Annotated in this window: 11 protein-coding genes; 4 read left to right on the top strand and 7 right to left on the bottom strand. The window is 73.4% G+C overall.

Annotated elements, in window-relative coordinates:
• Window positions 1-2: 2 nt before the first annotated feature.
• Window positions 3-893 carry an acyl-CoA thioesterase gene (locus ABD385_RS15790; RefSeq protein ID WP_344576039.1) on the top strand — a complete coding sequence of 297 codons (891 nt, stop codon included), beginning with the start codon at window positions 3-5 and terminating at the stop codon, window positions 891-893.
• A 50-nt stretch (window positions 894-943) separates the two neighbouring features.
• Here ABD385_RS15790 and ABD385_RS15785 read toward each other — a convergent pair whose 3' ends face one another.
• Window positions 944-1,735, bottom strand: coding sequence for a phosphatase (locus ABD385_RS15785; RefSeq protein WP_344576038.1), 792 nt, complete (start codon window positions 1,733-1,735; stop codon window positions 944-946).
• A gap of 182 nt (window positions 1,736-1,917) precedes the next feature.
• On the opposite strand from ABD385_RS15785, the gene speB reads away from it, so the two are divergent.
• The gene (gene speB, locus ABD385_RS15780; RefSeq protein WP_037634764.1) at window positions 1,918-2,889 is read left to right on the top strand and encodes an agmatinase; all 972 of its coding nucleotides are present in this window, start codon (window positions 1,918-1,920) and stop codon (window positions 2,887-2,889) included.
• Window positions 2,890-2,976: 87 nt separating this feature from the next.
• Here the strand turns inward: speB and ABD385_RS15775 are convergent, their stop codons facing one another.
• The 6 genes from ABD385_RS15775 to ABD385_RS15745 form a co-directional block, all read right to left on the bottom strand.
• The gene (locus ABD385_RS15775; RefSeq protein WP_344576034.1) at window positions 2,977-5,211 is read right to left on the bottom strand and encodes an SUKH-4 family immunity protein; all 2,235 of its coding nucleotides are present in this window, start codon (window positions 5,209-5,211) and stop codon (window positions 2,977-2,979) included.
• Between the two features lie 45 nt (window positions 5,212-5,256).
• Window positions 5,257-7,512, bottom strand: a complete 2,256-nt coding sequence (locus ABD385_RS15770; protein WP_344576033.1) for an ATP-binding protein — start codon at window positions 7,510-7,512, stop codon at window positions 5,257-5,259.
• Between the two features lie 31 nt (window positions 7,513-7,543).
• Entirely contained in the window at window positions 7,544-13,951 is a 6,408-nt protein-coding gene (locus ABD385_RS41340; RefSeq protein ID WP_425585408.1) for a toxin glutamine deamidase domain-containing protein, read from the bottom strand.
• Window positions 13,952-14,206: 255 nt separating this feature from the next.
• Window positions 14,207-14,590 carry a hypothetical protein gene (locus ABD385_RS15755; RefSeq protein ID WP_344576031.1) on the bottom strand — a complete coding sequence of 128 codons (384 nt, stop codon included), beginning with the start codon at window positions 14,588-14,590 and terminating at the stop codon, window positions 14,207-14,209.
• Between the two features lie 180 nt (window positions 14,591-14,770).
• Window positions 14,771-15,235, bottom strand: a complete 465-nt coding sequence (locus ABD385_RS15750; RefSeq protein WP_344576029.1) for a hypothetical protein — start codon at window positions 15,233-15,235, stop codon at window positions 14,771-14,773.
• 316 nt (window positions 15,236-15,551) lie between these two features.
• Window positions 15,552-17,144, bottom strand: a complete 1,593-nt coding sequence (locus ABD385_RS15745) for a PucR family transcriptional regulator ligand-binding domain-containing protein (protein WP_344576027.1) — start codon at window positions 17,142-17,144, stop codon at window positions 15,552-15,554.
• Between the two features lie 220 nt (window positions 17,145-17,364).
• Here ABD385_RS15745 and ABD385_RS15740 point away from each other — a divergent pair, with 220 nt between their 5' ends.
• Both ABD385_RS15740 and ABD385_RS15735 read left to right on the top strand, forming a co-directional pair.
• Window positions 17,365-18,873, top strand: coding sequence for a sodium:solute symporter family protein (locus ABD385_RS15740; RefSeq protein WP_344576024.1), 1,509 nt, complete (start codon window positions 17,365-17,367; stop codon window positions 18,871-18,873).
• An 82-nt stretch (window positions 18,874-18,955) separates the two neighbouring features.
• Window positions 18,956-20,701, top strand: coding sequence for a thiamine pyrophosphate-binding protein (locus ABD385_RS15735; protein WP_344576021.1), 1,746 nt, complete (start codon window positions 18,956-18,958; stop codon window positions 20,699-20,701).
• Window positions 20,702-20,711 lie beyond the last annotated feature (10 nt).

The following is a 20,711-nucleotide window of genomic DNA, read 5'->3' as shown; positions in this document are numbered from 1 at the left end:
ACGTGAACGACGCACTGAAGTCACTGCTCGACCTGCTCGCCCTGGAGCCGATCGAGCAGGACATCTTCCGCGGCCGGAGCCGGGCCTCGGTCGTGCCCCGGGTCTTCGGCGGCCAGGTCGCCGCCCAGGCGCTGGTCGCGGCCGGGCGCACGGTCCCCGCCGACCGGCCCCCGCACTCGCTGCACGCCTACTTCCTGCGCCCCGGCGACCCCGGCGCGCCCATCGTCTACACCGTCGACCGGATCCGCGACGGACGGTCCTTCACCACCCGCCGGGTCGTCGCCGTCCAGCACGGCAAGCCGATCTTCCACCTCACTGCGTCCTTCCACGCGCACGAGGAGGCGGCGCTGGAGCACCAGGAGCCGATGCCGGCCGCACCGGACCCGCTGACCCTGCCCACCCAGGCCGAACTGCTGCCGCGCTACGCCGACCGGTTCCGCGAACCGGACATGCTCCAGCGGCTGTTGGAGGCCCGGGCCGCCGTCGACCTGCGCTATGTGGAGGAGCCGCCGTTCGCCACCCCCGGCACGGCCCGCGAACCGCGCTCCCAGGTGTGGTTCCGCACCGACGGCAAGCTGGACGGCCCGGAGGACGAGCCGCTGCTGCACGTCTGCCTGGTGACGTACGTCTCGGACATGACCCTGCTGGACTCGGTGCTGCTGGCCCACGGCCGCGGCGGCTGGGCGGTCGGCGACGTGGTGGGCGCCAGCCTCGACCACGCCATGTGGTTCCACCGGCCGCTGCGGGCCGACGAGTGGCTGCTCTACGACCAGGAGTCGCCGACCGCGCGGGGCGGCCGGGGGCTGGGCACCGGGCGGATCTTCGCGGCGGACGGGCGCCTGGTGGCGTCCGTGGTGCAGGAGGGGCTTGTGCGGGCGCCTCGGGAGGGGTGACCGGAGCCCCGCGGACGCGCTGCCGACGGCCCCTCGCCACCCCTCCGGGGTCAGAGCAGGTCCGCCGCGGCCAGCAGGTAGCTGGTCAGCGGGTCGTAGTGGCGGGGGCTCAGGACGTGGTCGTCCAGGGGGACGGTGACCTGGACGGTGCCCTCGGACTCGGCGAGGAAGAGCGCGGGGTCGTTGCAGTCGGCGAACCCGATCGTGGGGATGCCGCGCTGCCCCGCGCAGCCGGCCCAGCCGTGGTCGGCCATCACCAGGTCCGGCAGGGCCCGGCCGGCGCGCTCCAGGCCGTCCAGGACCGCCGCCATCGGCTCCGGGGAGTGGGTGTGCCACAGCGTCGCACCGCGCTCCAGCATCGCCACGTCGCCGAACTGGAAGACCATGCCGTCGTCGGCGTGCAGCCCGTCGGGGATGACCACGATCTCGCAGTCCCGGGCGTGCAGGGCCTGGGCGGTGGCGCGGTGGACGTCCAGCAGGCCGCCGGGGTGGCCGGTGGCGAACAGCACCCGCTGGCGGTCGGCGGCGGCCTTGCGCAGCACCGCGGCCGCGCGGTCCAGGGCGTCCACGGTCAGCTCGGGGGCGATGGTGTCCTGGCCCTGCCGGTGGTGCGGGTCGTCGTTGACGCCGCAGCGTTCCGCCATCACGGCCAGCACGTCCTGCTCGTCCGTCCAGCGGTCGCCCAGCTCCAGGCCGAACCAGTAGTGGCGGTCGCCGTTCGCGAGCCGGCGGTAGTGGAGGAGGTTGTTCTCGCGGGGGGTGGCGACCTGCCCGGCGATCCGGGTCCGTACGAGGTGGTCGACGAGTTCGGCACGCGAGGGGGCTGCAGCGGCTATCGGCATAGCGACATTGTGCCCGTACGGATCTCCTCCGGTCGGGCGTTCCACAGCGCGGACACCGGGTGGACACGGGCCGGACACGGCGGCGCGGCGAGGAGGCGGCTGGACAAAACGTCGAACGCGAGCGGCCCGGAGATCGGAAATGTCCATGTGCCGGGTGCGCGGGCGGTCCCTACTCTGCCCCCATGACCACCGCATCGAACGAGCCCGTGGGCCCCGTCGACTCCTCCCGCATCCCGCGCTACGCCGGGCCCGCGACCTTCGCCAGGCTGCCCCGCCTCGACGAGGTCGGCGGCCGGACCGATGTCGCCGTCGTCGGTGTCCCCTTCGACACCGGCGTCTCCTACCGCCCGGGCGCCCGCTTCGGCGGCAACGCGATCCGTGAGGCGTCGCGGCTGCTGCGGCCCTACAACCCGGCGCAGGACGCCTCGCCGTTCGCGCTGGCGCAGGTCGCCGACGCCGGTGACATCGCGGCCAACCCGTTCAACATCAACGAGGCCGTGGAGACCATCGAGGCCGCCGCGGACGACCTCCTCGGCAGCGGCGCCCGCATGATGACGCTGGGCGGCGACCACACCATCGCGCTGCCGCTGCTGCGCTCGGTCGCCAAGAAGCACGGCCCGGTCGCCCTGCTGCACTTCGACGCGCACCTGGACACCTGGGACACCTACTTCGGTGCCGAGTACACCCACGGCACCCCGTTCCGCCGGGCCGTCGAGGAGGGCATCCTCGACACCTCGGCCCTCTCCCACGTCGGCACCCGTGGTCCGCTCTACGGCAAGAAGGACCTCACCGACGACGAGAAGATGGGCTTCGGCATCGTCACCTCGGCGGACGTCTACCGGCGCGGCGCCGACGAGATCGCCGACCAGCTGCGCCAGCGCATCGGCGACCGGCCGCTCTACATCTCCATCGACATCGACTGCCTCGACCCGGCCCACGCCCCGGGCACCGGCACGCCGGAGGCGGGCGGCATGACCTCCCGCGAACTCCTGGAGATCCTGCGCGGCCTGGCGTCCTGCAACCTGGTCTCCGCGGACGTGGTGGAGGTCGCCCCGGCCTACGACCACGCGGAGATCACGGCCGTCGCCGCCTCGCACACCGCGTACGAGCTGACCACGATCATGTCCCGACAGATCGCGGACGCCCGCGGCTGACCGGCCCCCCGGACACCGCACGAACCGCCGGCCGGCCCCTTCGGGGGCGGCCGGCGGTTTTCGTGGTTTTTTGGGGGGCGGCCGGGGTTATTCGTTGTGGAGGGGGTACTGCCAGGCGCCGGCGCCCGACCCCTTCCAGTCGACGTTCCAGAGGGCGTCCTCGGTGTGCTGGCGCAGCACGTTGACCTCGTCGCGGTTGTCGAGGCCGAGGAAGAGCCGGCGGCCGGTGACGAAGAGCGCCGCCATGGTGAGGAAGTTCTCCAGGTCGGTGGCGACCAGGACGCCGTCTTCGGCGGTGGGGTCGTCGTAGTCGGTGGGGCAGCGCAGGACGTGTCCGGTGGGGCCGTCGAGGACGACGTGGCCGCCCATCCATAGGCCGAGGCGGTAGAACGGGCCGTCGTCGGCGGGTTGTTCGGGGTGGTCCTCCGGCCACTCGACCTCTTGCAGGAAGCCCGGTTGGGAGGGCTGGAGGGCGAGGCCCTGGTCGTCGAACTCGGGCAGGCCGGTGTGGGTGAGGACCCGGCGGGCGGTGGGGTCGGTGAGGCCCTCGGGGAGGTCTTCGGTGGCGGTGGTGACGTAGACGTCGGTGCCGTAGAGGTCGGCGAGGTCGTGGGGCGAGGGGTCGGGGGCGCCGGCCGGGGTGGCCGCCTCGGTGGCGGTGAGGGTGCCCAACAGGGGCTCCCCGCCCGGTTCGTCGAACGCGCTGCGGTCCACGCCCGGCTGCGGCTGGACGGCGAAGAGCCCGCCCGGCCCGGACAGGACGAGGGGCGCCGGGAGTTCGGGCGAGGCCGCGACCCCGGTGTCCAGACAGGTGTGCAGCAGGTCTTCGAGGGCGCCGTCCACCGCCTCCGCGGTGTCGGCCGCGCGGCTGAGTTCGCGGACCGAGACCGGGCCGGGCGTGGGGTGTTCGCCGGCGGCCCAGGCGAGGGCGGGCCGGGCCTCGACGGGGAACTCCTCGCCCGCGGGCCAGGGGCCGGCGAGCAGCGCGCCCGACGCCAGGTCCCAGACGTGCACGTGGTCACCGGAGGACAGCACCGCCGGGCGGCCCTGCCAGCGCACGCAGAACGGGGTGCCGACCGGACCGGGTCGCAGATAGCTGAGGTGGCAGGCGCCCGGCGGCCGCCAGTGGGTCCACAGGGGCTGCCAGGGAAGCCGCACGCCGCAGTGTGCGATGCCGTCGGCCAGCGCGGTGTCGTTGCGGGCGCTGGCCATGAGGTGCAGCCAGGCCGCCCAGCTCGGCTGGTCGGGCCGGTGCAGGCCGAACATCCGCAGGTGCACGGCGTCGGCGGCGGCGTTGTTGCCGGGCAGCGAACCGTCGTGGGCGCAGTGCGCGGCGTCGACGAGGGCGTCCGGCGGGAGCTGACCGACGACGGTGCCGTCGGTCAGCAGCTCGTCGAGGAGGCCGGCCTGGACGGCGTGCATGGCGAGGCCGTCGGCGGCGTAGCGGCCGAGCGGGCCGGCGGCGGCCCAGCCGTCGGGATGGCGGAAGCCGGGCGCCTGCGCGCGCAGCCAGGCGACCAGGTGGCGGCCGACGGCGGCGGGCAACTCGGGCCCGTACGCCCCGCGGACCGCCTCGGCGGTGCGCTCGTCACGGAAGCCGACGTGGCCGTCGGCGTGGACGAGGTGGTCGGCGAACTGCCCTGCGAGGGCCGCCAGTTCCGCCTCCGTGATCCGCTCGGCGGGCTCCTGGGCGGTCGTGTCCGGTGCGGTGAGACCGGCGGCGGTGGCCGCGGCGATCAGCTCCCGCCACACGGCCAGGGGGACCCGGCGGGGCTCGGAGAAGGCGAGGGCTTGGACGGCGGCGGGGAGGGCGGTGGGCGAGGGGAGCGCGTCCGCTGGGGGGGAGGCGAGGCGCAGGGTGGTCCGCCCCTTGCGCACCTTGTGATCCGGGGGCACGGCGAGGACGACGCCGATGCCGGTGGCGAGGCGCAGATCCTCGGCCAGGTGATGCACGACCAGTTCGGGTTGTGCGGAACGGCGGGTGGGGCCCGCGGAGAGGGCGCCGTCGATCAGGACCAGGTGGTCCCGGCCGAGCTTCCTGAGCTGGCCTCCCCACTCGAACGCGTAGCGGCACCTCTCCAGGCCGAGTTCGTCCAGCAGCTCACGGAACAGACCCTCCGCCGACTTCCCGGCTGCGTCGAGCAGGATGCTGTCGGGGACCCGCCGGTGCACTTCCCGCACCGCTGGCCGGGCGACACCGTCGTCGTCCACGGCGAGGTTCACCCGACTCGCGTCATCGCGGTGGTTCTCCCACCAGTCGAGAACGCGGGCGGCGGCCTGGTCGGCGGTGAGGAGGAGGGGGTCGGGAGCTTCTTGTGGCACGTTGACGGTCCAGTGCGAGTGCGAGTGCGAGTGCGCGTGCGTCGGTCAGGCGGGCCGGAGGCCGGGCAGGTCCCAGCCGCTGACGATCAGGTCGGATTCCATGGAGCCGGAGAGCACCGCGTCCCACATGTCGCTGTCCGCGACGACGGGATCGATGCGGCTCGCCCACTGGGTGAGGCTCCGGGCGGCATCGCGGTGTTCGGCCGTGGTGGCGAAGGGGCTGATCTGGAAGGTCCGGTAGAGGCAGAGGAGGGCGAGGTACTGGGGGAGGCTGCTGGCGACGACGAGTTCGAAGGAGGCGCCCGAGCGGCCGTCCTGGATGATGCGGCCGGTGGCGGCGTCCAGGTAGGCGCCGGAGCCGATCCAGGTGCCGAGGGGGTGGAAGGGTCCGTCACCGGGGGAGGGGACGGCGGGTTCGGCCTCCCAGTCGCCGGTGGGCAGGCCCGTCTCGTCGAGGGGCGGGAGGGTCGCCAGGTAGATCTGGCCGTTGACGACGGGCACGCCGGTCTCGGTGAGGCAGCGGCGGGTGGCGTCGTCCAGGCCGGCGGGCACCGCATCGGCGGGGAGGCGACGGCAGGCGTCCGGGCCGAAGGCCCGGGCGAGGGCGGCGGGGGTCGGCCCCTGGGGGGTGACGAGCTCCGTTGGGAACTCCCAGGTGGCCGCCGTGGTGTGCGGGGCGATGAGCGGGGGCGCCCAGTGGGGCGAGTGGTCCGCGTCGTCGCTGCCGGCAGCGGGCTCCGGGCGGGCCGTGTCGACGGCGAACAGGCCGCCGCGTCCGGCCAACACCCAGCGCCCCTCGGTCACGAGGCAGCTGGCGGTGGCACTGCGGGGGAGGCGGAGCGGAGTGTGCGGATCGAGGGCCAGGGCGGCGTCCCCGGTGCTCTCGAACCGGCCCCGGCCTTCGACGCTTTCGAGGTCCCCCTCCACGTCGTAGAAGAGGTCCACGACGGTCGACGGCTCGGGTTCCGTGCCGTCGTCCAACCGCCACACCCGTTCGACGGCCTGGTCGTCTCCCTCCGGCGGCACGTGGTCGCCTTCCTGGAACACCGGCAGCAGCCGCTGGCCGGCCACCGCGCCGGCGCCGTCCAGGACCCCGGGGTACAGGTAGTCCACCTTGCCGGTTTCTCCGGGGACGGGGCCGAGGACGCCGTACGGGCGGTGGTGTGACCAGGCGGTGCGCCACGACAGCGGGACGCCGGCGTCGGCTAGGGCCGCGGCCCATGCGGTGGCACCGCGGTTGGTGGCCGCCCAATGGAGCCAGGCAAGCCACTCCCCTTGGCCCTCGGGGGCGATGCCGTCGGTTTCGAGGTAGTGGATGTCGGCGGCGACACCGTGCTGCGGAACGCCCTCGGTGAAGTGGAGCGGAAGGGCCTGGAGCAGCGAGTAGCGGGTGCAGTGGGCCAGCGCGCGTGCGGTGTCGAGCAGCGCGGGGAGGGCGTCGGCGAGGGCGGCGTGCACGGCCAGCGCCTCCGCGGCGTAGGCGCGCACCTCGTCGGACGGCGGGCGGTCGGTGAGCGCGGTGTGCAACGCCGTTGTGAGCGCCTGCTGTTGGTCCGGGGTGAGCGGACGGGCCCGGCGGGCCAGGTGCTTGAGACCGTCGGTGCAAAAGCCCACCGCTTCGCTGTCCGACGCGTCCGCGGCGTGCTGCGCGACGATCTCCGGGAGGCGCCCGGCCAGGGCGGACAGCTCGGCGACGGTGGCGGGAACCCCGAGCGCCCCGGCGAGGAAGGCCCACACGGCGAGCGGGACGGTACCGGTCTCCGCCGCCGCCAGTGCCTGCAGGACCGGGTGTTCGGCGACGATCCGGGCGACGGGTGCTTCGTGCGCCGGTCGGCCCGCTAGTTCCACGTCCTTGCGGCGGGTCACCGCCACCCGCTCGTGCGACCCGTCCACCTCCACCACGACCGACACCCGGCCGCCGCTGCGCAGACCGATCTCGGCGGTCAGGTCCCCGCCCACCCGGGTCGGCTCGCGGGAACTGAACAGCGGCCCGGCCCACTGGGCGTTGGCCAGCAGCACGACGGCGTCACCCTCGTGCCGGGCGAGGGCGTCGCGCAGCGGTTCGCGGTCGCGCGACGGGTCCATGCGGAGCCCGAGGCCGGCCAGCACGGCGTGTGCGACCCGGTCGGCGGTCAGGCCGCGGCAGTCGACGGTGACGGCTGCGGGGAAACGCCGGCCGAGGTCGGCGAGCAACTGCGTCTTGCCGGCCCCGGGAGGACCGGAGACCTGGAGGACGGTGCCCGAGGGACCGGCTTGCTCCAGCCAGCCGATGGCGGTCCGAAGGGCCTCGTCGTACTGCACGTTCCGGACTCCGATCCAAGGGGCGGGGGTGTCAGGACGAGGCTACCTGCATCCATACGCGGAGCATCTCGCCCCGGGCCCGGTGCATATCCTCCTCCCGTCGCATCTTTGCCTGTTGCTTCGCATCCTTGACGGCCTTTTCGGCGTTCTCCTCGCCGACGCTGTCACGAATGCGTTCGACCTCGTGCGGGGAGAGGTCGCCGTAGCGGTATCCGGCCGCGTAGTAAACCGTCGTCGAATTCGTCCGGCTCGGCAGATTGCCACGCTGGTCGTGCGGGATTTCGTGGTACTGCGTGCGATCTGCTCCCGCTGGCCGCTCGAATTCATGGGAGAGGTAGTAGGAGCAGTTTGCCGATGCCGGGTCCGTTTTGGAGCCGCACGGCTCGTACTCCGTGTACATGGCGATCGACTGGTAGACGCCCGGGTGTTCGGCGTCCATCTTGCGGAACGCCTCACCCAGTACCGGCTCTGAATGGTCCGGGGCCTTGTCGAAATTGTTGGCGGGTACCGAAGAGTCGATGACGTAGTGCGTCTCGGTGCTGCCGTCGTGGTTCGTCTTCTGCACTTCCAGCACCGCGTAGTTCTTTCCGGAGAAGTCCGGGCGCAGCCGGGCGGCGCTCGCCTGCACATCGGGATCGTCGCTCTTGGACGGTTTGCCCACCACATTCCGCCACAGTGCGTTGAACTTCCGCTGTTCCTTGCCCAGTGCCGCGGAGTTCGGTTCGTCCCCGTGCTCGGTGACGTTTCGTCGTACACCGTAGGCGCGGGCCTGCGGCGCGGGGTCCACCGGGTCGCCGCTCTTGGGGTCGTGACGCGAATGGAGATAGGAGCCGCCGGAGTTCTCCACGGCGTGTGCATCGTGGAACTGGTGGCTCATACGGGCGATGGCACCCACCGTGGCGAGCTGTTCGGACTGCTTCATCGAACCGAATCCGGGCAGTATTTCCGCCAGCCGCTCCTTGGTGATCGGGCCCTTTGCTGATTCGTCGATGGCGTGCAGCAGCGGAGGCTTGGCGCCGTCTCCGTCAGCCGGCTTGGCCCAGTGGTTCAGATGCTCGATGACCGGTTCGAGATTCACTTGCCGCACGTCGTTGGTGTGGCGCAGCGTGGACTGGGAGCCATCCGACTGCATCGTGTAGTGCTCGTGCGTGCCGTCACCAGGCTGCCGTTGCTCGTAGGGCGTGCTGCCCTTGGCCCGGTCGCCGCTGTACGGCTCGCTGGCCACCTGGTCGCTCCGGTCCCGCATCGCACGGCGCTTCGCGGCCCGCTCCTCCGGGGTCTCCTCCAGCTTGTGCTTGCCCTTCTTCGGCTTCTCGTCGCCGTTCTTCCCGTCCTTGTCGTCCGGGTGATGCGCGTCCTTGCCGTGCCCCGAGGGCTGGTGGCCCGACGGGTCGGGCGGCGGCAGGGCCCCGGGATTGCGGGGCACGGGCGGCTGGTGCGGATGCTCGGCGCCGGAGTGTGCCGCCGGCTGGTGCTCGGGACCGTGTTCCGGCGACCGGTGGTCCGCCGTGTGGTGCGGAGCTTGCTCGGGCTTCGTCCCGGGTGAGTCGTGGTGCGGGTGCTCGGCGTTCGGCGCAAGGCCGTCGCCGGGGGTGTGGTGGGGCTCCGGTGCGCCCGCGGGGTGCTGGCCGCCGCCGTGTTGCTGGTTGGGGGCGTGCTGGGGGTAGGGCTGGTGCTGGCCCTGGTGGGGCTGCTGTTGGTACGGGTGCTGGGGCTGGCCCTGGTGGGGCTGTTGCGGGTGCTGCGGGTGCTGGACGTGCGGCTGCTGGGGGTGTTGCTGCTGCGGCACGTGGGGTTGTTGCGGCACGTGCGGTTGCGGCTGCTGGTGGGGTGCCGGTGCGTGCTGCGGCTGCTGGTGCTGCTGTGGGTACGGCTGGTGTTGCTGCTGGTGTTGCTGCGGGTGTTGGTACTGAGGGTGTTGTGGCTGCTGCCCCTGGTGGGGTTGCTGCTGGTAGGGGTGCTGAGGTTGCTGGCCCTGGTGCGGCTGCTGCTGGCCCTGGTGCGGTTGCTGCGGGTGCGGCTGCTGGTAGGGGTTCTGTGGCTGGTGCTGGGGCTGCTGGGCGTACGGGTTGTGCTGGGGGTTTTGGGCGTACGGGTTGTGCGGCTGCGGCTGCGGCTGCGGCTGGTGCTGCGGCTGGTGTTGGCCGTACTGGGGTTGCTGGTGGGGCTGGTTGTACTGGGGCTGTGGCTGGTGCGGCTGCTGTTGCGGGTACGGCTGCTGGTGTTGGGGTTGCTGCTGTACCTGCGGGTGTTGGGGCTGCTGTTGGTAGGGGTGCTGCGGGTTCGGGTGCTGCTGTTGGGGGTGCGGCTGCTGCTGGTTCTGGTGCGGCTGCGGTTGCGGCTGTTGTTGGGGGTGGGGGGACTGCTGAGGGTGTTGGTTCGGGGTGTGGTTCTGGGTGGCGGTGGGGTCGAAGGGCTTGCGGTCGCCGTCGAGGGTGAGGTGCCAGACGCCCTCGGCGTGGGTGTGGATGGGCTGGTGGCTGATCTGGCCCGTCTGACTGTCGACCCAGACGACCTTGCCGTTGTGGTTGACCGCGTTGAAGACGTGGGCGCCGCCGCCCGAACCGTCGGGGTTCTTCGGCCACGTCACCAGGACGGCCGAGGCCGAGCCGTGGCCCGACTGCTGGAGTTCGTGGGCGATGTTGTTGTAGCTGTCGTGGGCGTTCTGGCCCGAGTTGCGGAAGTTGGTGCCCGCCCAGTTCTGGATGTTGTGGGTGCCGTCGCGTTCACCGCTCGCGCGGTCCAGGTTGCCGTGCGCGTCGCTGTCGTACGTACGGGGCGCGGAGACCTGCGGGTTGCCGTACCAGGACTCCATGAAGGAGCGGGTGCAGTCGGCGCAGTTGTTGGACCGGCCGGGCACGGTCGGGCCGCCGTCGTTCTGGTACTTGGCCCACGGCTGGAACGGGTCGGCGTGGACCTGGGGGGTGCCGTCCGGGTTCCGCGGGAAGTTGTGCTCCAGCGCCTGCTGGTCGTGCGGGAACGGTGAGTACAGGCCGCCCGGGTGGTGGTTCAGGCTGGCGCGGACGTCGTTGAGGCTCGGCTGCTGGTGGTGCGGCGCCTGCTGTTGGTGCTGCTGCTGCGGGTGTTGAGGCTGCTGGTGGTGATCCTGCGGCTGCTGCTGGTTGTGCTGCTGCTGTTGATTCTGGTGGTGCTGTTGCTGCGGGGCCTGGTGCGGCTGCGGCTGTGGCTGGTGTTGTTGTTGGGGGTGGGGCTGCTGGCTCTGCTGCTGCGGGTGGTGGCTTTGCAGCGTGGGCTGCTGCGGGTGGTGCTGCTGGTTGGCCTGATGGGGCTGGTTGGCCTGGTGAGGCTGGTTTTGCTGGGGGTGCGGCTGCTGGGCATGCGGCTGCTGGGGGTGGTGGGGCTGCTGCGGCTGCTGGTGCGGTGCCTGCTGGTGTGGCCCCGGCTGCTGGTGGGGCTGTTGCGGGTGTTGGGGGTTGGGGTTTTGCAGGTGTCCCTGGGGCTGCGAGTGCTCGGGGGACGGGGATTCCGGACGGTGATCGCTCGGGCGGGTGGCGTCCGGGCGCGGGCTGTCCGGGTGGGTGTTCTCCGGGCGTGGCCGGTCGGGGTTCGGCTGGTGCTGAGCGTCGGGCCGCGGCGGTTCCGGGCGCTGGGCGTCGGGGTGCCGGCCGTTGGCACGGTCGTCCGGGTGCGGCTGGTTGCCGTCCGGGTGGGGGCGGTTGGCGTGGTCCGCGTCCGGGCGCGGCGAGGTGCCGTCCGGTCGCGGGTGGGTGCCCTCGGGACGCGGGTGGTTGGCGTCCGGGTGCGGGTGGTTGGTGTCCGTCGGCCGTTGGGGCTGTGCGTGGTTGGCGTCCGGTCGTGGGTCCTGCGGGCGGTGGGCGTCCGCGGGGCGCGGGGCGTTCGGGTGGCCATCGTTCGGGTGCCGGGCGTCCGGGTGGGCGGCGTTCGGGCGGGGGCCGTCCAGGCGCGGGTCGTGCGGCGGACGTTCCGGGGTGCGCTGTTGCGTGACGTCGTGGACGGCCTGGGTGCCGTCCGGGCGGCGGTTGGGGCCGGGGGCGGTGGCGTTGGCGTTGGGGCGGGGGCCGTCGAGGCGCGGGTTGTACGCCGGGCGGTCCGGGCCGCGTTGCTGGCTGACGTCACGGATCGGCTGGGAGCCGTCCGGGCGCCGGTTGCTCGGCGCGCCGCCGTCGGCGGTGGGGCGGGAGGGCGCGGGGCCGGGGGTGCCCGAACCGGCCGAGGGCGCGCCGCCGCCGTGCGACGGCATGGCGGAGGGCATGCCCATCGCCGGGCCGGCGCTCTGCGGTGCGCCCTGGGAGCCCTGCGGCGAAGTGCCGCCGGATGCAGCGGAGTTGGGGCTGCCGGCGCCCGAGTCCGTGGCGCTGTGCTGGGTGGGCGGCGGCGCCGTCATGGTGTCGGCGGACTGGGTGCGCACGGTGGTGTCGTGGTCGTCGCCGACGTGCGGCATGGGGTCGCCCGGCGCCGGGTCGCGGTGCTGGACGGACGGTTGCCCCGCGGAGTGCTGGATGGGCGCGCCCTGGGCGACCGGTGTGCCCATGTGCGGCATGGAGGGGCGGCTGCCCGCCCCCGGGCCGCCCGACGAGCCGGAACCCGACGAGTCCCCGGTGCCTGTGCCGGTGCCGTTGCCGGAGCCGCCGTCGTGGGAGGGGGTGGGGGACGGCGCGGGGGACGGGCTGCCGGAGCCGTGGTCGGTGGGTGAGGTGCCGTCGTGGCTCGGGGCGTCGTGCGGGCTGGGGGCGGAGTGCTGTGGCGCGGGTGGGGCGCCGGCGGAGTCGTCGTGGCTCGGGCTGGCGTGGTGCTCGGGAGCCGGCTGGGTGCTGACCGGGTCGGGGCCGCGGTCCGGCGGGTGGCTCGCCGAGTGGTCCGGAGCGGTGTCCGGGGTGGGGTGGGTGCCGACGGAGTCCGGCCGGGCGGCGTCCGGCGTCGGGTGCGTGCCCACCCCGTCCTGGTGCGGCGCGTCGGGGGTGTGGTCGGCGGCCGGCTGGGTGCTGAACGGTTCCGGGCGCGCGGAGTTGGGGGTGTTGTCGGCCGTGGGGTGGGTGCTGACCCCGTCGGGGTGCTCCGCAGTCGGGCCGTGACCGGAGTCGGGGGTGGCGGCGGACTCGGGGGAGTGCGACGGCCCGGACGCGTCGTGGCCGCCCTGGTAGCCCTCGTCGAAGGGGGAGCGGTGGGCCGCGTCGGGGAGGGGCTGGGCGGTGGGCCTGGGATGGTCGTTCCCGGAACCAGAACCAGAACCGGAACCCGAACCCGAACCCGAAGCGGAATCGGAGCCGTTGTGGGAGCCCGAGTCGGCGCCGGGAGGCGTGTCCGAGTGGGCGCGTTCGGGGGAGGTGGTCGGGCTGGACGGGCTGTCGCCGGGGCGCGGGGCGTGGGACTGTCCACCCGAGCCGGAGCCGGAACCAGAACCGGAGTCCGTTCCGGAGCCGCCGTGCGAACCGCTGCCGCTGCCGGAGCCCTCGCCCGAGCCGGAGTGCCCCTCGGAACCGGAGCCCGAACCGCTCCCGGATCCACCGTGTTCGCCGGAACCCGAACCCGAACCCGACCCGGAACCCGACCCGGAACCTGAGCCACCTCCGGACCCGGACCCGCCGTGTTCGCCCGACCCCGACCCCGACCCGGCCCCGGAACCGGACCCCGAGCCGCTCCCGTGCTCCCCGCCCCCGCTCTCCCCGCTTCCGTGCTCGCCGCCGCTGCCGCCGTGCTCGCCGCCGCCGTGGCCGGCCGCGTGGTCCAGGCCGGTGCGGGCGTGGTGGCCCGCCTTGCCGCCCAGCGCGTCGCGGAAGTTGGTGCCGAGGTTCTCGCCGGAGTTCTTGAGGGAGTCGGTGGCCGTGTCGGCGCCGGTCTTGAGGCTGCGGTTGACGTCGAAGCCGTTCTGGGCGCCGAACGACATGTTGACGCCCTGGGCGATGGCGTCGGAGATCATCGCCTGTAGCGCGTCCATGGCCGGCTGCTTGACGGTGTTCATGATCGCCTCGACCAGGGCGTCGCGCGCTTCCTTGAGGATGCGGCGGACGATGAGGCGGGTGGCTTGGGTGGCGCCCGCGGCCCCCACTTCGGAGAGCCCGAAGGTGAAGGGGGCGGCTGCTTGGGCCGCGATGATTTCCGCCGCGAGGATCGCCAACTGGGCGATCACCGCCACTTTCATCCCGACGATCACGCCTGATCCGGCGTCCATCGCGAAGGCGATCAGCTCGGCCGCCTCGCGGGCGTCGTTCATGTAGCCGTTGCCGCCGTCGGAGAACTTGTCCCAGTTCTTGCTGAAACCGTCGATGCTGTCGCCGGAGTTCGACGACAGGACGTTGCCGGCCGCGGTGACGCCCTCGGACTGGAGCTGTTCCACCATGTTCGCGAATTCCCGCCACTCACTGGCGGACTCGTTCATCTTGTCCTCGTCGCCCGTCGGCCAGTCGTAGCCGAGCATCTGGAGGACCCACTCAAGCCAGTCCGGCAGCATGATTGACATGGAGAATCCCCCGTAGACGGCGAGGCGGTGAGCGCGAACGAATAGAGGTGGAAAGAGAAGGAGCGGGAGGAGCAGATGGAGAAGGAGGAACGGAGGGAGCGGTGAGGGAGCTGAGGAGCAGGAAGGGGAAGTGGGCGGCAAGCCGGGGAGCGACCGCATGGCGACGGCTTCCGAGCCCCCGGACGCGGACCTCGATCCGACCCCTGTCTGGCCCTGATCCGACCCCGATCCCACCCCCGGGCAGGCGCCCCGGGGCTAGGTGTTGGGGGACTTGAAGTTGCTGATCAGCTGGCTCTCGGCCTCGGCGTTGGCAACGTGCTGCTGCATCAAGGAGTGGTTGAAGTCCTCGTTGCTCTCATGGTTGGTCGCCATGGTGGTGAGCGCGCCGCCGATCTCCTGGAGCTTGGCCGCGAGATGCCCCATCGACTCGTACATGCCGTCGCGCAGGCCCTCGTAGACGACGCCGAACTTCGAGCCGATGTCGTCGTCGCCCCACGGCGGGGTGCCGGACCCCTCCAGATCGGTGAGGCCGTTCTTGAGCTTCTCCACGGCGGTCTGGTACCGCTCGCCGATGTTGGTGAAGCTGCCGCCACCCGACTTCAGTGACGGTACGTCTGCTTGTAGGCCATCGCCGGCCATGCTCTTTGCCCCCGTTCAGAGTTCGTCACGTAGTGCTCGGACTCAAGCAAATTCTAGTCGCGTCGGTCTGCTGCACAGCAAGATGCCTACTGTCACAGCGTTGTCATGCCTGCGGGCGTCGTGAGGTGCCGTGAGGTGCCGTGAGGGCGTCGGCCTGGTGCCGGCCGGCGTCCGCGTGCCTCACGCGGTGCCCGGGCGGTACCACTGCCGGTAGACGGCGATGGCGGAGTCCGGGGGGAAGTTGGGCACCGTGGTCACGTCGCCGTTGCTCTTGGTGATCACGATGTTGGTGCCGCCCGGGCTGGCCGGCGGGGCGGTGGGGTCCTCGGGGGTGGGCCAGCCGGCGTAGACGAGGTAGCCCTCGTCGAATTCGTGGACCAGGAGCGAGACCGGGCCGCCCGGGGTGCCGACCGGCGGGAAGTAGGCGCGGCCGATCTCCAGGGCGTGGTCGGCGGAGGTCGGCACCACCTTGGGCGGGGCGTCGGCGTCGGGCTGTTGGCCGGGGACGGCGCTCGGCGGGTACGGCGGCGGCAGCGGCGGCTGGCCGGCGGTGGTGCCCTCCGGTGCGCCCGTGGTGCCGCCCGGCTGTCCGCCGGGGGCGGCGCCCGCGTTCCCGGCCGGGTTGCCGGCTGCGGAGTCCGTCATGGAGGTCCCTCCCGTTGGCTTCGCTGGGTCATGCCCGCTGTCATGCCGTGTCGTCCTGCATCAGTCACGACCAGGTCAAGGCCGCGAATTCCGGTCACCTTGACCGACGTCGGAGAAGCGTAGTGGGTTCGCCTGTGGCGGGTGCCGGGCCGGGGGCGTTCGGGAACGGTCCGGTCGCCCGGCCCGGATCTTCGGCCCCTTAGCGGGATGTTTCCCATTCTTCGCAGCATTTGCGGTACTTGCGGGGCTTACGGAACTTGCGGAACTTGTGGGGTTTACGGGACTTGCTGGCTTCAGGTGAATAAGGCGGTTGGGTCTATTTGTTCTGCTGGTCAGGTATTGCCCTGTTCGGTGTTTCGTCGGTCTCGTCCTCCAGGGTGCGGAGGGCGAACCAGAGTTCCATGCGGACGTCGGGGTCGTCGAGGTCGGTGTCGAGGAGGCCGGCGATGCGGGTGATGCGTTGGCGGACGGTGTTGCGGTGGATGCCGAGGGTGGTCGCGGTGCGGTCCCAACTTCCGTGCAAAGAGAGCCAGTTGTGCAACGTGGTGCGAAGGGGAGGGGAGTCGGCGAGAGGGGCTAGGAGGGCCCGGGCGTGTTCCCTGGCGTCCGCGGGGTCGACGAGGGCACCGAGACCGTTCGGGCCGGCGGCGTGGTGGCGCGCCAGCGGGGTGCGGCGGGCCAGAGCGCGCCGGAGTGCGGTCGCGGCGTGCCGGTCGGCGGCGGGCAGGCCGGCCACCGGGACGGGCTCGCTGACGCCCAGCGTCCAGCCGGGGAGGGCGGCGACCCCGACGTCACCGGGGACCAGGGCCCGCAGCCCGCCGGGGGCGGAAGCCGGCGCCACCAGCGGGGTCTTCAGGGCGCGGGCCAGGCCGGCCGGGGCGGCCGGGGTGTCGCGGCGGGGTGCGGCGTGCACGACGGTCCACCGGGGATGGCCGAGGAACGGCGCGACGTCGTCCGGGGCGGCGCCGACGAGGAGCTGGACCAGGGCCGCCGCGTGGTCGCCGCCGGCCGGCCCGGTGGCGGCGGGGCCGGTGATCAGGGAGAGCAGGACGGCGGCGACGCCCGCGATGGTGTGCGCGGGCGGATCGTCCGGGTCGGTGGCGACCACCAGGGCGAGCCCGCCGCCGGTCTCCTGCGGGCCGGTCCCTGCGGGTTCGGCCTCCTGGGGGCCGGGGAGCGGCCGTCCCGTCAGGGCGTAGCCGGTCAGTTGGGTGCCCGGGAGCGCGTCCGCGGCCGAGGTGGGGCCGCCGGCGGTGACCACCCCGGCCAGGCGGACCGCCGCGGCCCGGCAGGCGGCGGACGGGCGCCGGCCGGCCGTGCCGTGCGCGGTGCCGTCGGGGGCGAGCAGTGCGGCCCAGCCGTGCGCGTGGCGGGCCAGGGCGCGGAGCACGGCGCTGGCGGGTTCCGGGCGGGCGGCCGCCGCGGACAGGGCGCGCTGGGCCGCGCCGATCCGGGTCAGTTCGCGGTGCCGGGCCTCGGTCACGGCCTGCCAGACGGCGCTCTCCACGGCCGTGAACGGCGTCTCCCGGGGGACCTCGACGAGCGCCAGCCCGTGCCGGTCGCAGGCGTCCACCAGGGCCGGTGGCACGGTCCGGTGCACCGGCGCGATGCCGAAGCCGAGGGCGGCGGCGCCGGCCGCGACGGTGCGGGCCGCGTAGCCGTCCAGGTAGGCGTCGAGCGCGGCGCCGTCCTCCGAGGCCGGAGCCTCCGCCAGGTGGACGCCGGCGGTCAACAGCAGTTCGCCGCCCAGGAGGTACGGCACCGGGTCGGCCATCTCCGAGGTGTGCACCCAGTGGATCGTCACGCCCGAACGGGGGCCGGCGAGCTGACGCAGGCCCAAGTCCGTCCGGGCGAGCAGGTCCGCCAACAGGACCGGCGGGGTGGACGGCGGGGGCACGGAACGCGGCATGTGCGAAACCTCCACTTCGGGGCGCCTGAGTGGAGGAAACGTACACTTCAGCGTCGTCCGCGCGCCTCCTAGGGTCAACCCCCGAGACGGGACACCCCCACCGTCCCTCCTCCCACTTCCACCCCGAAGCACCTCACCCCGCTTCGCCCTCGCTCCCCTTGCTCCCCTCGTTCCCCTCGCTCTTCCCCTCTCCCCTCGGCGCAGTTGGAAGGGATGGCCCATGGCTGTCGACTACGCGGTGATCGTTCTCTATCTGGCCGGCATGCTCGCCATGGGGTGGTGGGGCATGCGGCGCGCCACCTCCAAGAGCGACTTCCTGGTCGCCGGGCGGCGACTGGGCCCCGCGATGTACTCCGGGACCATGGCCGCGATCGTGCTCGGTGGTGCCTCCACCATCGGCGGCGTCGGCCTCGGCTACCAGTACGGGCTGTCCGGGGCGTGGATGGTCTTCGCCATCGGCCTCGGGCTGCTGGGCCTGAGCGTCTTCTTCTCGGCCCGGATCGCCCGGCTGAAGGTCTACACCGTCTCCGAGATGCTGGACCTGCGCTACGGGGGCGCCGCCGGGATCATCTCCGGCGTCGTCATGTGGGCGTACACCCTGATGCTCGCGGTGACCTCGACCCTCGCCTACGCGACCATCTTCGACGTGCTGTTCGGGCTCGACCGCACCCTGGCGATCGTCCTCGGCGGGGCGATCGTGGTGGCGTACTCGACGCTCGGCGGGATGTGGTCGATCACCCTGACCGACATGGTGCAGTTCGTCGTCAAGACGATCGGCGTCCTGGTGCTCCTGCTGCCCCTCGCGCTCGTCAAGGCGGGCGGCTTCGCGCAGTTGAAGGCCCAGCTGCCGAGCGACTACTTCGCCCCCTTGGGCATCGGCGGCCAGACCGTCTTCACCTACGTCCTGATCTACTCGTTCGGGATGCTGATCGGGCAGGACATCTGGCAGCGCGTGTTCACCGCGCGCAGCGACCGGGTCGCGCGCCTGGGCGGCACCGCGGCCGGCACGTACTGCCTGGTGTACGCGGTGGCGGGGGCGGTCATCGGCACCGCGGCCAAGGTCCTCTACCCCCATCTGGGCAGCCCCGACGACGCGTTCGCGACGATCGTGAAGGACGCGCTGCCGGTGGGGGTGCGCGGGCTGGTGCTGGCGGCGGCGCTGTCCGCGGTGATGTCGACGTCGTCGGGCGCGCTGATCGCCTGCGCGACGGTGGCCAACAACGACATCTGGGCGCGGGTGCGACGGGGCGCCGGGCGCCGGCCGGCGGGGCCGGGCGGCGCGGCCCCCGAGGAGCCCGCGCCCGAGGCGTCCGCGGGCCACGACGAGGTCCGGGGGAACCGGCTGTTCATCCTCCTCATGGGCGTCGCGGTGATCGTCATCGCGCTCGCGCTGAACGACGTCGTCGAGGCGCTCACCCTCGCCTACAACGTGCTGGTCGGCGGGTTGCTGGTGCCCATCCTCGGGGGGCTGCTGTGGAAGCGCGGCAACGCGGCCGGGGCGTTGGCCGCGATCGGGGTCGGCGGGGTGACCGTGGTCGGCCTGATGGTCGCCCTCGGGGTCCTCGCCAACGAGCCCATCTACTACGGGCTGCTGGCCTCCCTCGTGGCCTACGTGGCGGTCAGCCTGGCCACCCGGCCCACGGACGCGGCGGTCCTGACGGCCTGGCGGGAACGGCTGGGCCCGCGGCCCGCCGCCGTGGCGGGCGCCCCGGGCCCGGCCGGCGACTGACCCGCACCGCACGCCGCCGCACGCCGCCCGGCACCCCGGCGGGCGTCCGATCGACCCCGACGAGACGGAAGAGAGCACCTTCATGAGCACCACCCCGACCCCCGATCCGGCCGCTGCCCCGACACCCGGCCCCAGTACGCCCCCCGGCCCCAGTACGACCCCCGCCCCGCCGGCGCACCGTCCGCCCCGCACCGGCGGTGACCTGGTGATCGAGTCGCTCGCCGCGCTGGGCGCCGACACCGTCTTCGGCCTGCCCGGTCAGCACGCCCTCGGCCTCTTCGACGCGCTGCGCCGCGCGCCCGGCCTGCGGTACGTGGGGCTGCGGACGGAGAACAACGCGGGCTTCGCCGCCGACGCCTACGCCCGGACCACGCACCGGGTCGCCCCGCTGCTGGTCTCCACCGGGCCGGGCGCACTGTTGACGCTGCCCGCGCTCCAGGAGGCGGCCGCCGGTTCGGCCGCCGTCCTGGCCCTCGGCAGCCAGGTGCCGGTGGCCGGGCTCGGCGGCGGTCGCCACGGCTACCTGCACGAACTCGCCGACCAGGCGGCCGCGTTCCGGGGCGTGGTGAAGTCCGTGCACACGGTGCGCACGGCGTCGCAGATCCCGTCCGCGGTGGCGGCGGCGTGGGAGTCGGCGGTGAGCGTCCCGCACGGGCCGGTGTGGCTGGAGATCCCGCAGGACGTGCTGCTGGCGCCCGTCGACGTGCCGCCGGTCGTCGAACTCCCGCTCCAGGTGCGGGAGGTGGCGCCGCGGCGGGAGGTGATCGTGGAGGCCGCCCGGCGGCTGGGGGAGGCCCGCCGGCCGGTGATCCTGGCCGGCGGGGGCGTCGTGCGGGCCGGGGCGGAGGCCGAACTGCTGGCGCTGGCCGAGCGGTTGCGGGCACCGGTGGCGACCACCTTCGGGGGCAAGGGCGCCTTCCCCTGGGAGCATCCGCTCTCCCTCCAGTCCTGGCTGGAGGACCGCCACACCACCGACTTCCTGGAGGACGCGGACACCCTCCTGGTGGTCGGTTCGGGGCTCGGCGAACTCTCCTCGAACTACCACACCTTCCGGCCGCGCGGCCGGGTCGTCCAGATCGAGGCGGACCTCGGCAAGCTGGAGTCCAACCACGCCGCGCTGGGCATCCACGCGGACGCCCGGGCGGCGTTGGCGGCCCTGCTGGCGGAGGTCCCACCGGGGCGTCCGGCGGGAGCGCCGGCCGCCGACGGGCCCGAGGCCGCCGTCGCCGCGCTGCTGGCCCGGGTCCGCGACCGGCTCGACGGCCAGGGGCTGGCGGCGGAGCGGGAGATCCTCGCCGCGGTGCGCGCGGCGCTGCCCGACGACGCGGTCAGCTGCTGGGACATGACGATCCTGGCCTACTGGGCCTGGTCCGCGTTCGATGCGCGGCGGCCCAACGCGCTGCACTCCGCGCAGGGCGCCGGCGGCCTGGGCTACGGCTTCCCGGCGGCGCTGGGCGCGGCCGTCGCCGACCCGGGGCGACCGGTGCTGGCGGTCTCGGGGGACGGCGGTGCGATGTACTCGCTCGCCGAACTGGCCACGGCCCGCCAGTACGACCTGCCGGTGACCTGGCTGATCGTGGACGACGGCGGCTACGGCATCCTGCGCGAGTACATGACCGACGCGTTCGGCGCGACCACCGCCGAGGCCACCGAGCTGACCCGGCCGGACTTCGTGGCGCTGGCCGGGTCGTTCGGGGTGCCGGCGGTCCGCACCACCCCGGAGCGGCTGGGCGCGGACCTGGCCGCGGCGCTGGCCGCCCCCGGTCCGTCGGTCGTCGTCCTGCCCGCCCGGCTGCGGATGTTCGCCCCCACGCACCTGACGGCGTGAAGGCGCCCCC

This window comes from Streptomyces lunalinharesii (assembly GCF_039532155.1).
GTDB classification, from domain to species: domain Bacteria; phylum Actinomycetota; class Actinomycetes; order Streptomycetales; family Streptomycetaceae; genus Streptomyces; species Streptomyces lunalinharesii.
The sequence above is the reverse complement of the archived record's forward strand: the minus strand, read 5'-3'. Positions and strand labels throughout refer to the sequence as shown.

Bases quoted from the DNA above. Each gene is read 5' to 3' on its own strand.
- ABD385_RS15755 (WP_344576031.1), bottom strand. From the start codon at position 14,590: ATGGCCGGCGATGGCCTACAAGCAGACGTACCGTCACTGAAGTCGGGT.
- speB (WP_037634764.1), top strand. From the start codon at position 1,918: ATGACCACCGCATCGAACGAGCCCGTGGGCCCCGTCGACTCCTCCCGC.
- ABD385_RS15785 (WP_344576038.1), bottom strand. From the start codon at position 1,735: ATGCCGATAGCCGCTGCAGCCCCCTCGCGTGCCGAACTCGTCGACCAC.
- ABD385_RS15745 (WP_344576027.1), bottom strand. From the start codon at position 17,144: ATGCCGCGTTCCGTGCCCCCGCCGTCCACCCCGCCGGTCCTGTTGGCG.
- ABD385_RS41340 (WP_425585408.1), bottom strand. From the start codon at position 13,951: ATGTCAATCATGCTGCCGGACTGGCTTGAGTGGGTCCTCCAGATGCTC.
- ABD385_RS15735 (WP_344576021.1), top strand. From the start codon at position 18,956: ATGAGCACCACCCCGACCCCCGATCCGGCCGCTGCCCCGACACCCGGC.
- ABD385_RS15750 (WP_344576029.1), bottom strand. From the start codon at position 15,235: ATGACGGACTCCGCAGCCGGCAACCCGGCCGGGAACGCGGGCGCCGCC.
- ABD385_RS15740 (WP_344576024.1), top strand. From the start codon at position 17,365: ATGGCTGTCGACTACGCGGTGATCGTTCTCTATCTGGCCGGCATGCTC.